Below are 13,956 nucleotides of genomic sequence, written 5' to 3'. Positions count from 1 at the left end.
ATAAATATAATATTCCTGAAAAGAATATCTACAACTATGAAAACTTTGACCAAATAGCAGATAACCCGGACATAGATATTGTTTATGTAGTATTACCAAACAGCATGCATGCTGAATATACTATCAGAGCTGCTAAGGCCAAGAAACATGTAATCTGTGAAAAGCCAATGGCTACATCAGTAGCAGATGCACAGCGAATGATTGAAGCCTGCAACCAGAACAATGTAAAATTAGCAATTGGGTACAGACTACATTATGAGCCATTCAATAAACGTGTTATGGAACTGGGGCAGCAGCAGGTGTTTGGCAAAGTACAAAGTGTTGAGGCAGCTAACAGCCAGGATATGACTAAAGACAGCCCTGATGTCTGGCGTCTTGACAAAGAACTGTCTGGAGGCGGACCATTAATGGATGTGGGCATATATTGCGTGCAAGGTGCATGTTACACTTTAGGTAAAGCACCTGTTGCTGTTACAGCACAGTTTGGAGAAATAACAAATCCAGAATATTTTAATAATGGTGTGGAGCAGTCGATCAGCTGGAAAATGGAATTTGACAATGGTGTAGCAGCAGAATGCACCAGCAGCTATGCCAGGGAGGCTAATCTTCTGGCTGGCAAGGCCGAAAATGGTTGGTGGCGGGTGAGCCCTGCTTATGCCTATGAGGGTAAAGAGGGTGAAACTAGTGAGGGAGAAATGGACTACGAAAACGTGTATGAGCAGGTGCACCAGATGGATGGGCAGGCGCAGAGCTTTAGAAACAATCAGGAATCCATAGTGCCTGGCGAAATGGGCCTACGCGATATGAAAATACTGGAGGCGATCTATGAGTCTGCACGCAACAACGGGAAAAGAGTAGAAATTTCCTGATTCTTTAGCTTATTAAACGACAAAAGCATGAAGAAATAACTTCATGCTTTTGTCGTTTAGACGATATAGACTTCATTTCTATCAAGAAGATTAACGTACTGCTTTCAACTTTCAGGATACCAGTTTTTTAGCCTTACCTCTATTTGCTTACTTTTCTCGTTTACCATTTTTTTAAATCTTTCTACATCACTCAGACCATTCTTGCCCCGGTAGTGATAAGGGTAAACAATTTTTGGTTTGAAATCAAGTACTGCATTAGCTGCCTGGTCTACATCCATTGTATAAGGTAGATTCATGCAAATAAAAGCTACATCGATATTTTTGAGAGAACGCATTTCCGGGGTTCCCTCTGTGTCGCCTGAAAGGTAAATTTTTTTCCCGCCTATGTTTAGAACATAGCCATTGCCCCTGCCCTTCGGGTGCATTGCATCTGCATTTTCAGGGAGATTATACATAGCAATGGCTTTTACCGGAATGTCAAGTTGAGTTGTACTTTCTCCGTTATTTAACACTACTGCTTGTTGCTGTAAATTTTCAGGTAGCTGATCTGCTACTGCCTTAGGCGCTATCACCACAGCGTTTTTTGTACTCAAAGCTTTCAACGTCTCTTTGTCCAGGTGATCACCATGTATGTCTGTGAGCAGAATCATATCAGGAGACTTTATTCCCTCATAAGCTTCTGCTCCACCAGTAGGGTCAACATATATTGTTCTGTTATTCCAGGTTAAAACTAAGGAAGCATGCTCTATAGGCTGGATGGTTAACGGACCTTTTTTAGTATCAACCTGATCAGGACTGGCATTTTGTGCACTGGCACGTAAGAAAGCTATACTAAAAAGTAAAGCTAAAATGGTTTTAAATTTCATAGAGTTTATATTTTAGGAGAAACATCAATCATCAGATAATGTTTTAATCTTTTACTTTTTATGGCAGCTTAAAGTTATTTCAGCCTTACAGCACCTGATTTCAACAAACTTGGTTCTACAACAGAAACTTAGGGTTAAATTAAGTAGTGATTAATTTAACCCTACTTTACCTTTAACAGACTCAAATATCTTTTGTGAATCAAAACCAACACCATTCTTAAAGACAAGTTCTGTTTTTCTTACTTCCTGTATATCTTTTTCCAGGTCTCCATTTATCAGAACTAGGTCGGCTTTTTTACCTTGTTCAATGGTGCCTATCTCTTTTTCTCTGCCCAAATAAACAGCTCCGTTCAATGTGCTGATTTTAACTGCCTCTACCGGTGTAAAACCACCTTCTACCAATAATTCAATTTGCCGATGGTTTGCATAACCGGCAATGGTTCTCCCTGCTCCGGTAGGGTCTGTGCCAGCCACTAACAAACCACCGGCATCAAAGTACTGCTTCTCCCAGGCTAGCTCCTTCTTAAAAAGGACTGCGCTTACAGAGTCTTTATTTTGGGCAGCTTCCCACTTACTGTGAATGGAGTTTCTGACTTCGGGCAAAAGAGCCTCCGAGCCACCTCCTAATACCACCTCACGATTCGTGTAAGGTTCAAACACGGGCAAGGTCGAAGTTATGGCAACACCTTTACTAATAAGGAACTGCATCAGGCTTTTCATTTGCGAGCTGTTCTCATCCAGGTCCAGCAATGATTGTCGTGCAGATGAAGGACATTCATTTTCTTGCTTATCAGAAACAAAATCAGTACTTGCTAAAAAGCCGTGCTCCAGGTTATCAATACTCAGTTCTGCTGCTTCTCGGTAGGTTATGGAGCACAAATGGCCTGTCACTTTCTGGTTTCTTTTATGTGCCTCCCGTACCACAGCTGCCAGGTCTTCTTTCGTCGCATGCATGTACATTTTATAGGAAGTACAGCCTTTATCAGCCCAGAAGTTTACAGAAGCAGCTGCTTCATTTTCATCTTTTACTGTATTAAGTGCCGGAATGTCAAAAGCCTGTCTTTCAATATAAGGCGCTGTTACATCCATGTCAGGTCCTATTAGTTTGCCCTCTCTAATCATGCGTTTAAGTGTCAGGTCTGTCTGAGGCTCAATACTGCCCGCTGTCCGGATAGTTGTAGCGCCTCCTGCCAAATAAAGCTTAGGAAAAGTTGCCGGCATTTCGGATATATTAAAGTAACTTTCAAGTGGCATTGTATAATAAAGGTGCTCATGCAGCATCACTAGCCCGGGGATAATTGTTTTACCAGAGCAGTTTATCACTTCTGCATCTTTAGGCACTCTTACTTTTTTGGCATTACCAATCTGCTCTATACGGCCGTCTTTAATAATCACTGTCTGCTGAAGCTTTGCCGGTTTGCCTGTACCATCGATCACCTTTGCATCTGTAAGTGCAATAGTGCTTGCCTGTGTTTTTATGTATTGGCTAACCTGCGGGGTGAACTGCTGGGCTTTGGCACTAACAATAGTACTGCACACAATCAAACAACTTAAAAGAGCATGCAATGAAAAGAATTGTTTCTTCATGAATATCAAACTATGAATAAGTACTTGGAGAGATAAGGGGTTAGATAGAACTAATACCTTTGATAATATTCAAATACCACAGAAGTAAATCCACGATTTAAAGCTAGGGTATATTGATTTGCCCATATATTGATAAACATTATATCGTGACTTTACTGAATGATTGTAAGAGAAAAGCTTATACTGCGACCGGTGCCTTGATACCAGGATGTGGATTATAATTTTCCAGCTTAAAGTCGTCAAATTTAAAACCAAAAATATCTTTTACTTCAGGGTTTATTATCATGGTCGGAAGCTCATGGGGCTGCCGTGTAAGCTGAAGCTTTGCCTGTTCTAAGTGGTTCAGATAAAGGTGCGTGTCTCCACCTGTCCAGATGAATTCTCCTGGTTCCAGATCTGTGACCTGTGCCATCATGAGTACCAGTAGTGCATAAGAAGCAATATTAAACGGTACGCCCAGAAACACATCGGCAGAACGCTGATAGAGCTGGCACGACAACTTACCTTCAGCTACATAAAACTGGTAGAAAGCGTGGCAAGGTGGTAGTTTCATATTCTCAATTTCTGCTACATTCCAGGCACTGACAATTATGCGGCGTGAGTCCGGGTTGTTCTTTAATTGATTTACCACTTGTGATATTTGGTCTATGTGACGGCCGTCAGGTGTAGGCCAGTTGCGCCACTGTGAGCCATACACAGGACCAAGATCGCCATTTTCATCCGCCCATTCATCCCATATTGTCACCTTATTCTCCTGCAGGTATTTTATATTTGTATCACCTTTCAGAAACCACAACAACTCATGAATAATAGACCGAAGATGCGCTTTTTTAGTGGTTACTAAAGGAAAACCTTTAGCAAGGTCAAATCGCATCTGGTATCCAAAAACACTCAAGGTACCCGTTCCTGTTCTGTCTTCTTTCCTCACCCCCTTGTCGAGGATATGCTGCATTAAGTCTAAATATTGCTTCATTATCTGTTCAAGTATATCTTAAAGCTAAAGATAAATATTAATGTTGAATTGAGACATAGCTTTACGAAGGGTAAACAGCCGATTTATTCCAGTTTATTCATAACAGCTTCTTTAAAATGGCTTTAACAATATTCATATTTTCAACTAGTTCAAAATCAAGGAAAAAAATCTTTCTGTCATACCACATCAGTACTTGTGCTTGTTAATGGCTGCACTGATTATATACATTCTTTACTGGATAACCTTACTTATCTATTTCTTTGGTTTTAAACATCCAAATTTTTCTTGGTTCTTTCACCAAATAAATGCGGCCAAATTCAATAAGGTTAGCCATATTTGCGTGTTATTCTATATCAACTTAATAAGAGATGAAGAAAAAACTATGGGCAATTGCCGTCCTTTGCCTCTGGTTTGTGGGTGCGCAGGCACAGGAAGATAAACTTACCAGGCTGATGAATGAACGGGAGCAACTGGTAATGGAGTATCAGTTCTACAACCAGCAAAACAGTAACTTCTGGGGGAAGAAGTCTAAAAACGATTTATTAAGTATTATCGGCACTCTCAAGAAAATTATTAATACCGATTCTGAGCTAATTGGAGCCATAAAAGAGGCTAGCCTGAAGAAGATCGCCGAAAGTACAGTAGAGAGCAGACGCGAAAACAATCTGACCATTCAGGACCAACGGCAGATTGACAATCATATTAAAAGCTTTAAAAGCCAGATTAAAATACTGGAAGTTGAAGTAAAGAAGCGTGAGCAGACAATCATAGGCTTGGAGGAGCAATTAAAGACAGCAAAAGACTTCCGCTACGGGAAAGATAAAATAATTGCCATACTGGCCGTTACTGCCTTTATCTTGTTTTTATATGCTGTATTCCTTCAGGTTCGGTTGAATAAAGTTTCGAAGGCTAAGCCACGGAGAAAAAAGGTCCAGTAAAGGCTACTTGAACAAGCTTTGTTCTCTGATACTGATGTGTTACAATTACTATTCTTAGCTTATTAAACAGGAACTCTTAATTCTAGTATACAACATTGGCATTTTGGGGAGCAAAAACAGCAAAATTTTTGTTATATTGAATGTACCGATAATCGGTACCAACATTATAGGACATAGCAAGGGCTGGTTTTGAAACACCAGCCCTTATTTTTGATATAAATGAGCGATATTTTTTTTGAACTGAAGCAGGTACAGGAACTGCTTAAAATTGAACAGGAAGAGGACCGTCAGCAGTACAAGATTAAGAGCATGAAAAGTACTATTGCTGAACGTAAGGCAATGGGCTTTTGCTGGTATCCTGTAAATATAGTTAAAGAAGAACTTGGTTTCGGCAATAAAGTAGTACTGGAACTGGAGCGGACGAAAGACCGTGATCAGTTGCACCTGTTTCAGACCGGCAAGGCAGCCTCTTTATTTAGTAATAATGGTGAGCGCCAAAGTCTGAACGGTGTAATTATTGGCCTTAGGCGAAATAAAGTTCTATTGGCTACCAATAAAGAAGATCTTCCGGACTGGATTGATAACGGGCGACTTGGAATAGACCTGACATTTGATGAAATGAGCTATCGTGAAATGGAGATAGCCATGAAGAAAGTGCTAGATGCTTATAAAACTCGTTTGGCAGAGCTGCGTGATGTGCTGTTAAGTATAAGGGAACCTGAGTTTACAGATGATAAAATAGAAGAAAACCCAAACCTGAACGCCTCACAGAACGAAGCAGTGCAGAAAATACACCAGGCTAAAGATGTGGCTATTATTCATGGTCCTCCGGGAACGGGTAAAACTACTACGCTGGTGCAGAGTATTTTACATACTCTGCAAACTCAGAAGCGTTTGCTCGTAACGGCACCGTCTAACACAGCTGTGGATTTGCTGACCGAGAAACTAGCCAACGAGGGAGTGAACGTAATCAGGATAGGTAATCCATCGCGGGTGTCGGATGTGCTGTTAGAACATACATTAGATGCCCAGATTATGTCTCACCGCTCTTTTAAAAACCTGAAAGAGTATCGTAAAACAGCCGAAGAATACAAGCGCATGGCCTTTCAGTTCAAGCGCAAGTTTGGGCACGAAGAACGGGTACAGCGGCAGTTGTATAAAATAGAGAGCAAGCGACTGCTGGATGAAGCGGATCGTGTCGAAGAATATATTACTGAAGACCTGTTAAACCATGTGCAGGTTATTACCTGTACCCTTGTCGGTTCTGCTAACAAAGCTATCCGGCACCTGCAGTACGATACTGTTTTTATTGATGAGGCTGCACAGGCTCTGGAGCCTGCCTGCTGGATTCCAATTTCAAGGGCAAACCGTGTGGTCTTAGCCGGTGATCATTTTCAGCTCCCTCCTACTGTAAAGTCTTTCGAGGCTGAAAAGGGTGGTTTAAGTAAGACTTTGTTTGAGAAGTGCATAGAGCGCCAGCCAGAGGTAGCTGTCATGCTGAAGACACAGTACCGCATGCACCAAAATATAATGGAATTCTCAAACCAACAGTTTTACAAAGGAGAACTGATGGCTCATGAAAGTGTCAGCAACAGCGACCTGCATCAGTTTGATTCGCATTTTGCTCCTGACCTGGCTGTTGAGTTTATTGATACCGCCGGCTGTGGTTATAATGAGGTGGAAACACCAGAGAGCCAAAGCTCGGCAAACCCCGATGAAGCTGCTCTCTTAATTAACCACCTGAATTACATTCTGCGGGATTATACACCTGCCAGTGACGAAACAGAGCCTTTGCGAATAGGTGTGATTGCACCTTACCGGGCGCAGATTAATTACCTGCAGGACCTGGTGGAGCATTCGCCCGAATTGCACGAACTAAAGCAGCAGCGTTTATTAACTGTTGGTACTGTAGATAGCTTTCAGGGGCAGGAACGTGATATTATTTACATTAGCATGACACGCAGCAACGATAAAGGCGAAATTGGATTCTTAAGCGATATCCGGCGCATGAACGTTGCTATGACACGTGCCAAGAAAAAGTTAGTAATAGTAGGTGACAGCGCTACTTTAAGCCTGCATCCGTTTTATTCTGATTTTTTACAATACGTTGAGCGTATAAACTCGTATAAAAGTGCGTGGGAGATAGCCGAATGTATGCCTTAACAGAGGAGCGGTTTAGGCCTTTGGTCATATATTCTGTTCCTGGTTTCGGATTGGCAGGGTTATTTCCTATCTTTCAGATTCTTCATATAAAAAAGTGATACAATGAAAATTGAAAAAGACAAAGTGGTTACGCTCACTTACGAGTTAAAAATTACAGATGAGAACGGTGAGCAAAGCCTTATAGAGACTGCTAATGAGGAACATCCTATGGTGTTTATCTATGGTATGAGCGGCTTGCCTGATCAGTTTGAAGATAATCTGGATGGATTGAACCCTGGCGATACATTTGATTTTAAATTGAATTCTGAAGAAGGTTACGGTGAGTTTGATGAGAATGCAGTGGTAGAATTGCCTATGCAGGTTTTTCAAATAGAAGGAAGTGTACCGGATAATATGCTGGAAGTTGGCAATTTTATACCAATGGCCGATAGCGAAGGCAACCAGTTACAAGGTCGTGTGAAAGATGTGAACGAGGATTCAGTAGTAATGGACTTTAACCATCCTCTTTCAGGTAAAGAGCTTTTCTTTAAAGGTAAAGTTACTGATGTACGTGATGCAACAAAAGAAGAGTTAGATCATGGGCATGTGCATGGCGAACACGGCCACCATCATTAAGCATAAACCTGTTACTTATGGATACTAAAAAGAGCAGTCGAAAGGCTGCTCTTTTTATGTAATCTGGTACAGACTTTTATCTAAACCTGAACATTATTACCTGTACTTTTATAAGTAAGGCTTCACCTCCTCCACATAAGTTATAAGTTCCGGGAAAAAAGCAGCAAAGTCAGCTGCATAGAGCGCATAGTTTTCCTGTAGTTCTTCAACGGCTGTTTCCATGCCTGACTCAAATGTTGCTCTTCTGCTTAAACCTGTTAAGGTTTGTCCTATTCCTTCCAGTTCTGCATAGGAAACCAGCCAGTTTTGGCGCATCATGTATGGGAAAAAGTGCTGCACCTTTGGCGGCAATAATAGGAAATGATTGTGAATTAATCTGTAAACTCCATCAGCATACTCTGCCAAAGGTAAAGGCGCATAGTGCTCAAACTGCTTTGCCAGGAAATGGTCATAAAAAATATCAGCTATAACCGGAGCAAACTTTTTATATTTTGTCCTGAGCCGTGCTTTTGACATTGCAACTATAGGATGCGTATCCGTATAAGTATCGATTAGACGGTGCAGCTTAATTCCTTTTGCTATGCCTGGTGCATAAATTTCCGATTGCTTTCCTTTAACAGAATCAGCTATAAAGTTGCCCAGTAAAAGCTCCTCATCATCTCCGGATAAAAATAAATGGGCTAGAAAATTCATCTTTTATTAGCTGTATTTAAAAAAAAGAAAACATCTTTCCAGCTGAGTGGTTATAAACTAGTAGCAGTGGAAAACTAATCTCAATAAACAATTGAGAACAGTGCCGCGTAATCAGAACACAGAACCCAACATTATTTAGAACTATGAATAACGATCAAAAAGAGAACTTACACAAACTCGTAGATAAAATTAAAGGCATCAAATTTGCCATGATGACAACCATGGATGAAGATGGTAGTCTTCACAGTCGTCCTATGGCAACCCAGGAAACCAAGGAAGATGGTATTCTATGGTTTTTTACTGGTTACGAATCAGCCAAATCGTACGAAATACTAAAGAACGACTCACACGTAAACATCAGCTATGCAGATCCTGATAACAATGTTTATGTATCAGTTTCTGGACGGGCTAATGTACTTAAAGACAAACAGAAAATTGAAGAGCTTTGGACCCCAGTTATGAAAGCGTGGTTTCCAGAGGGGAAAGATGATCCGAACATTGGCCTGATTAAAGTTACAATTGATAAAGCCGAGTTCTGGGACTCTCCTAGCAGCGCTGTCGTTAACTTATTTGGTATGGCTAAAGCGGCTATAACTGGCGAACAACCAGATGCTGGAGAAAACAAAAAAATCAATTTATAACTTTTAGTCCATTTAGATAATTAAAGCTTTCTATAGCTTGATAAGCTAAATCTTAAAAAACACCTGCTAAACATGGATGTCTGGCAGGTGTTTTTTATAGCTTGATGATGGCACTTAATTATTAAACCTTTAATTTATCAGACATTGCAAAGTAGTCCATGTCTTACCACCCTTACCCTTTTCGGCATTGGTAAAGGAAACGTCCGCTGGGGATTAGCACAAATGGGAACCTCTGCACCACGTCTGCAAAAAGTGCCCGGGCTGCAATTCTTTAAATTAATGGGTAGTGGCATTGGGAAAGGCTTTAGTCTGAAACCAAACTTCAGACGCTATGGCCTGTTGTGCACCTGGCAAAGTGAAGCGGCAGCGATTGACTTTTTGCAGAACTCAAAGTTTATACAGGAATATCAGCTTCACACGGATGAAATATGGACAGTAAAAATGCTCCCGCTGCAAGCGCATGGGCAATGGGACAACCAGGAGCCTTTTTCCCCTACCTTACAACATAACAATATTGCAGGGCCCTTAGCTGTGCTTACCAGGGCAAGTGTTAACTGGAGGGCGATACCGAGCTTCTGCCGCTTCGGATCACGCACCAGCGCCGCCTTAAATGAGGCAGAAGGTCTGCTTTGTTCTATCGGATTGGGAGAGCTGCCGTTGGTTCGGCAGGCTACCTTTAGCATCTGGCAGTCTTTAGAAGCAATGAAAGCATTTGCTTATAAACAACCACATCATCAGGAGGTAATGCGCCGCACCCGTGTTGAAAGCTGGTATAGCGAAGAACTTTTTGCACGTTTTATACCAATTAGTAGCCAGGGCACTTGGGATGGTGCTGATCCGTTAGAACGGTTACAATTAAATTTTAAGAGAGATCTGAGTACTTAAGAATCTTTACCTATTGAGTTGAAGCTACATAAAATCATGGATTACTAGAAGTTCTTATGACCTCTTCTAAACGACTCTTTAGAGCTTCATACATTCGATAGCCTCTGTTTAGCAGGAAAACATTATTTCCATTTAAAAGGTACAGGCTCGGGAAAGCATTAGCTTGCAAATGACGTGCAATAACAAAGTCCTGCTGCGTTTTCTCTTGCATAAGCGCTGAATTAAATTTTTCCAGAAAAACATCCGCTTCAACGCCAAATTTAGTGGCAATACTGACTAAAACTTCTGGTTTGGTTATATCCTTATTATGGGCATAAAATGCATTTTGCAGGGCCTCTGCCATTTCTAATTCAACTGTTGGCTGAAGGTAACGCATTGCTATAACCGCACGACAACCTGGTTCAGTATCATAAACAAAACTGTCCCTGTCAAAAAAGCTAAAGTCAAAAGGCTGCTCTGTTACTTCTTGTACTTGCTGCCAATGATGCTTCGAACTTTCTTTAGCCTCCTCATCCATTGGTTCAGTTGTACCGGGGCGCAAACCTCCCATAACAAGCTTAAATTTCACCTTTCCCTCCTGCTCTTTAATCAGGCGCTTCAGCACCGGGGCAAAACCATAGCACCATGAGCACATTGGGTCCATTACGTAAATCAGGTGCGGTATATCCAGCAAGTCGTATTGTTCCATAATAAGTCTTTCAGGCTGCAAGTTAATCAATATTATAAAGAATACAGACTTGCTAGCGAGAGCTAAATGCCGTTCAGCTTTTGCTATTGTTCACTTTTTGTTCAGAAGATGCCAACAAAGCCTTGCTCCTTACAAGCCCAGGGTGCTATACTCTATAATGCTAAACCGTAATTTAACAACGCAGCTTTTAAACAATTCCGCAATGATTAATTAACTTAGCAGTTTAAATTGAATTAAGCCGTTCAACATACACAGATGTCAGAGTACAACTTTAATCAGATTGAAAAAAAATGGCAGCAATATTGGGAAGAAAACCAAGTATTTAAAGCCATTGCAAACGACAATAAGCCTAAATATTACGCACTGGATATGTTCCCGTACCCTTCCGGTGCAGGACTGCACGTAGGGCATCCACTTGGTTATATAGCCTCTGACATTGTAAGCCGTTATAAGCGCTCTAAAGGCTTTAATGTACTGCACCCAATGGGCTTCGATGCTTTTGGTCTGCCGGCTGAACAATATGCTATTCAGACAGGTCAGCATCCGGCCATTACGACAGAGCAGAACATTACACGTTATGTAGAGCAGCTGAAAAACATTGGTTTCTCGTATGACTGGGAACGTGAAGTTCGCACTTCTGAGCCTGACTACTATAAGTGGACACAGTGGATCTTTATGCAGCTATTCAATAGCTACTATAACTATAACACAAGTAAAGCAGAACCGATAGATAACTTGATTAAAGAGTTTGAGCAAAATGGTAATGCGCTAGTTAAAGCTGCCTGTGATGAAGACACTCCAGCTTTTACTGCTGAGGATTGGAAAGCGAAAAACGAACAGGAAAAAGCAGAAACACTGCTGCAGTACAGGTTAACTTATGTTGCTGAAGCAGTAGTAAACTGGTGTCCTGCATTGGGTACTGTGCTGGCAAACGACGAAGTGGTAGGTGGCGTATCAGAACGTGGTGGTTACCCGGTGGAGCGTAAGCGCATGCGGCAGTGGATGATGCGTATTACAGCCTATGCCCAGCGTTTACTGGAAGGCTTGGAAGACATTGACTGGCCGGAGCCGGTTAAAGAAATGCAGCGTAACTGGATCGGTAAGTCTGTAGGTGCTGAAATGTCTTTTGCGGTAGAAAATTCCGAAGAGGAAATTAAAGTTTTTACCACACGTATTGATACTGTTTATGGTGTAACGTTCCTGGTACTGGCACCGGAGCATGAGCTGGTTGATAAAATTACCACTGCTGAGAAACTTGGCGCTGTGGCAGAATATGTAGCTATAGCTAAGAACCGTTCAGAGCGAGAGCGTATGGCCGATGTTAAAACCATCTCAGGAGCTTTTACAGGGGCTTACGCTATCAATCCTTTCAATAATGAAAAAATACCAGTTTATATAGCTGATTATGTACTGGCAGGTTATGGTACAGGTGCTGTTATGGCTGTACCATCCGGTGACCAACGCGACTGGAATTTTGCTAAGCATTTCGACCTGCCTATTGTACAGATTCTTGATGCACAAAAAGATATAGAGACTCAAGCCGATGCCACCAAAGAGGGTAAGTACATCAACTCTGGTATGGTAAACGGCAAGGGATATCAGGAGGCGCTACCAGTGCTTATTAAGTTCCTGGAAGACAATAAAGTTGGCAAGGGCAAAATCAACTTCCGAATGCGTGATGCTGTTTTCAGCCGTCAGCGTTACTGGGGTGAGCCGGTGCCGGTTTACTTCAAAGATGGTATTCCGCACCTACTGGAAGAAAGCGAATTGCCGTTGGAGTTGCCTAAAATTGATGCCTATCTGCCAACAGAAACTGGTGAGCCTCCACTTGGTCGTGCCGTAGATTGGAAATATAAGAATGAATATGCTTATGAGTTGAGCACTATGCCTGGTTGGGCAGGTTCTAGTTGGTACTGGTACCGCTACATGGATCCAAAAAATGACAAAGCTTTTGTAGCGGAAGATGTCGTAAACTATTGGCGCAATGTAGACTTGTATATTGGAGGTTCTGAACACGCTACAGGTCACCTGCTCTACTCCCGTTTCTGGAACAAGTTTTTGTTTGACTTAGGCTTAGTGCCGGAGCAGGAACCATTCAAAAAGCTGATTAACCAGGGAATGATTCAGGGGCGCTCTAATTTTGTGTACCGAGTCAAAGATAGCAATACATATGTTTCATTTGGCTTGAAAGAGCAATATGAAACCTCTCCGCTACACGTAGACGTGAACATTGTAGAGAATGATGTACTGGACCTGGAGGCTTTCAAAAAATGGAGAGTAGAAAATGCTGATGCAGAGTTCATATTAGAAGATGGAAAGTATATTTGCGGCGTAGAGATAGAGAAGATGTCTAAGTCGAAGTACAACGTTGTTAACCCTGATGACATTGTAGAGCGTTTGGGTGCCGATACATTGCGTATGTACGAGATGTTCCTGGGGCCATTGGAGCAGTTTAAGCCCTGGAATACCAATGGTATGGACGGTGTGCATAAGTTCCTGAAGCGTTTTTGGAAGTTATTCCACGACAATAATGGAAACGTGGCTGTTTCGGATGCAGAGCCTACAGCTGCTGAACTGAAATCGTTGCACAAAACCATCAAAAAAGTAGAGGAAGATATTGAGCGTTTTTCTTTCAACACCTCTGTTTCTACTTTTATGATATGTGTTAATGAACTGACGCAACTGAAAACGAATAAGCGCGCTATACTGGAGCCGCTTACAGTTATTCTGGCCCCTTATGCTCCACACATTACAGAGGAGCTTTGGGAGAAATTGGGCCATCAGGAGAGCATTGCTTATGCGCCTTTTCCTGTATGGAATGAAGAGTACCTGGTAGAGAACACTTTTGAGTATCCAATATCCATAAACGGTAAAATGCGTGCTAAGCTTACTTTTGCCTTAGATGCTCCTCGTGAGGAAGTTGAGGAAACTGTTATGAATGATGATCAGGTAATTAAATTCTTAGATGGTAAAGCGCCTAAGAAAATAATTATAGTTCCGGGTAAAATTATAAATGTGGTAGTATAGGTCTTCTTTTT

Annotated in this window: 12 protein-coding genes; 7 read left to right on the top strand and 5 right to left on the bottom strand. The window is 41.6% G+C overall.

The genetic code is table 11. From position 1 onward, the window contains the following. Nucleotides 1–869: Gfo/Idh/MocA family protein (locus LN995_RS17730; protein ID WP_229962425.1), on the top strand; the 869-nt coding region annotated here is incomplete at its 5' end. A gap of 104 nt (nucleotides 870–973) precedes the next feature. Here LN995_RS17730 and LN995_RS17725 read toward each other — a convergent pair. The 3 genes from LN995_RS17725 to LN995_RS17715 all read right to left on the bottom strand — a co-directional run bounded on the left by LN995_RS17725 (nucleotide 974) and on the right by LN995_RS17715 (nucleotide 4,295). Next, on the bottom strand, nucleotides 974–1,735 hold the full coding sequence (locus LN995_RS17725; protein WP_229962424.1) for an MBL fold metallo-hydrolase: 762 nt from the start codon (nucleotides 1,733–1,735) through the stop codon (nucleotides 974–976). 150 nt (nucleotides 1,736–1,885) lie between these two features. Continuing rightward, complete coding sequence (locus LN995_RS17720; protein ID WP_229962423.1) at nucleotides 1,886–3,274, bottom strand: amidohydrolase family protein; 1,389 nt, start codon at nucleotides 3,272–3,274, stop codon at nucleotides 1,886–1,888. Between the two features lie 226 nt (nucleotides 3,275–3,500). Beyond that, a complete protein-coding gene (locus LN995_RS17715; protein ID WP_229962422.1) occupies nucleotides 3,501–4,295 on the bottom strand; it encodes a thymidylate synthase in 795 nt (264 codons plus the stop codon). A gap of 368 nt (nucleotides 4,296–4,663) precedes the next feature. Between LN995_RS17715 and LN995_RS17710 the strand changes: the two genes are divergently transcribed. The 3 genes from LN995_RS17710 to LN995_RS17700 all read left to right on the top strand — a co-directional run bounded on the left by LN995_RS17710 (nucleotide 4,664) and on the right by LN995_RS17700 (nucleotide 8,011). Beyond that, nucleotides 4,664–5,233: a hypothetical protein gene (locus LN995_RS17710; RefSeq protein WP_229962421.1), complete on the top strand. Its 570-nt coding sequence runs from the start codon at nucleotides 4,664–4,666 to the stop codon at nucleotides 5,231–5,233. 219 nt (nucleotides 5,234–5,452) lie between these two features. Next, nucleotides 5,453–7,396, top strand: a complete 1,944-nt coding sequence (locus LN995_RS17705) for an AAA domain-containing protein (RefSeq protein ID WP_229962420.1) — start codon at nucleotides 5,453–5,455, stop codon at nucleotides 7,394–7,396. Between the two features lie 102 nt (nucleotides 7,397–7,498). Beyond that, entirely contained in the window at nucleotides 7,499–8,011 is a 513-nt protein-coding gene (locus tag LN995_RS17700; RefSeq protein WP_229962419.1) for an FKBP-type peptidyl-prolyl cis-trans isomerase, read from the top strand. 108 nt (nucleotides 8,012–8,119) lie between these two features. Here LN995_RS17700 and LN995_RS17695 read toward each other — a convergent pair whose 3' ends face one another. Next, nucleotides 8,120–8,704, bottom strand: coding sequence for an acyl carrier protein phosphodiesterase (locus LN995_RS17695; protein ID WP_229962418.1), 585 nt, complete (start codon nucleotides 8,702–8,704; stop codon nucleotides 8,120–8,122). Nucleotides 8,705–8,847: 143 nt separating this feature from the next. On the opposite strand from LN995_RS17695, the gene LN995_RS17690 reads away from it, so the two are divergent. Together LN995_RS17690 and LN995_RS17685 are read left to right on the top strand one after the other, a co-directional pair. Then, nucleotides 8,848–9,345, top strand: coding sequence for a pyridoxamine 5'-phosphate oxidase family protein (locus LN995_RS17690; RefSeq protein WP_229962417.1), 498 nt, complete (start codon nucleotides 8,848–8,850; stop codon nucleotides 9,343–9,345). A 144-nt stretch (nucleotides 9,346–9,489) separates the two neighbouring features. Continuing rightward, nucleotides 9,490–10,230, top strand: a complete 741-nt coding sequence (locus LN995_RS17685; RefSeq protein ID WP_229962416.1) for a spheroidene monooxygenase — start codon at nucleotides 9,490–9,492, stop codon at nucleotides 10,228–10,230. Nucleotides 10,231–10,264: 34 nt separating this feature from the next. On the opposite strand, the gene LN995_RS17680 is transcribed toward LN995_RS17685, so the two are convergent. Beyond that, nucleotides 10,265–10,918 (bottom strand): DsbA family protein, encoded by a 654-nt coding sequence (locus LN995_RS17680; protein WP_229962415.1) that lies wholly within the window; start codon nucleotides 10,916–10,918, stop codon nucleotides 10,265–10,267. A 255-nt stretch (nucleotides 10,919–11,173) separates the two neighbouring features. Between LN995_RS17680 and leuS the strand changes: the two genes are divergently transcribed. Beyond that, entirely contained in the window at nucleotides 11,174–13,945 is a 2,772-nt protein-coding gene (leuS, locus tag LN995_RS17675; protein ID WP_229962414.1) for a leucine--tRNA ligase, read from the top strand. Nucleotides 13,946–13,956 lie beyond the last annotated feature (11 nt).

The organism is Pontibacter silvestris (assembly GCF_020907275.1).
Taxonomy (GTDB): Bacteria; Bacteroidota; Bacteroidia; order Cytophagales; family Hymenobacteraceae; genus Pontibacter; species Pontibacter silvestris.
Note: the sequence above shows the minus strand (reverse complement) of the source record. Positions and strands in the feature narration are given on the sequence as shown.

Bases quoted from the DNA above. Each gene is read 5' to 3' on its own strand.
- LN995_RS17725 (WP_229962424.1), bottom strand. From the start codon at position 1,735: ATGAAATTTAAAACCATTTTAGCTTTACTTTTTAGTATAGCTTTCTTA.
- LN995_RS17715 (WP_229962422.1), bottom strand. From the start codon at position 4,295: ATGAAGCAATATTTAGACTTAATGCAGCATATCCTCGACAAGGGGGTG.
- LN995_RS17710 (WP_229962421.1), top strand. From the start codon at position 4,664: ATGAAGAAAAAACTATGGGCAATTGCCGTCCTTTGCCTCTGGTTTGTG.
- LN995_RS17705 (WP_229962420.1), top strand. From the start codon at position 5,453: ATGAGCGATATTTTTTTTGAACTGAAGCAGGTACAGGAACTGCTTAAA.
- LN995_RS17700 (WP_229962419.1), top strand. From the start codon at position 7,499: ATGAAAATTGAAAAAGACAAAGTGGTTACGCTCACTTACGAGTTAAAA.
- LN995_RS17695 (WP_229962418.1), bottom strand. From the start codon at position 8,704: ATGAATTTTCTAGCCCATTTATTTTTATCCGGAGATGATGAGGAGCTT.
- LN995_RS17690 (WP_229962417.1), top strand. From the start codon at position 8,848: ATGAATAACGATCAAAAAGAGAACTTACACAAACTCGTAGATAAAATT.
- LN995_RS17680 (WP_229962415.1), bottom strand. From the start codon at position 10,918: ATGGAACAATACGACTTGCTGGATATACCGCACCTGATTTACGTAATG.
- leuS (WP_229962414.1), top strand. From the start codon at position 11,174: ATGTCAGAGTACAACTTTAATCAGATTGAAAAAAAATGGCAGCAATAT.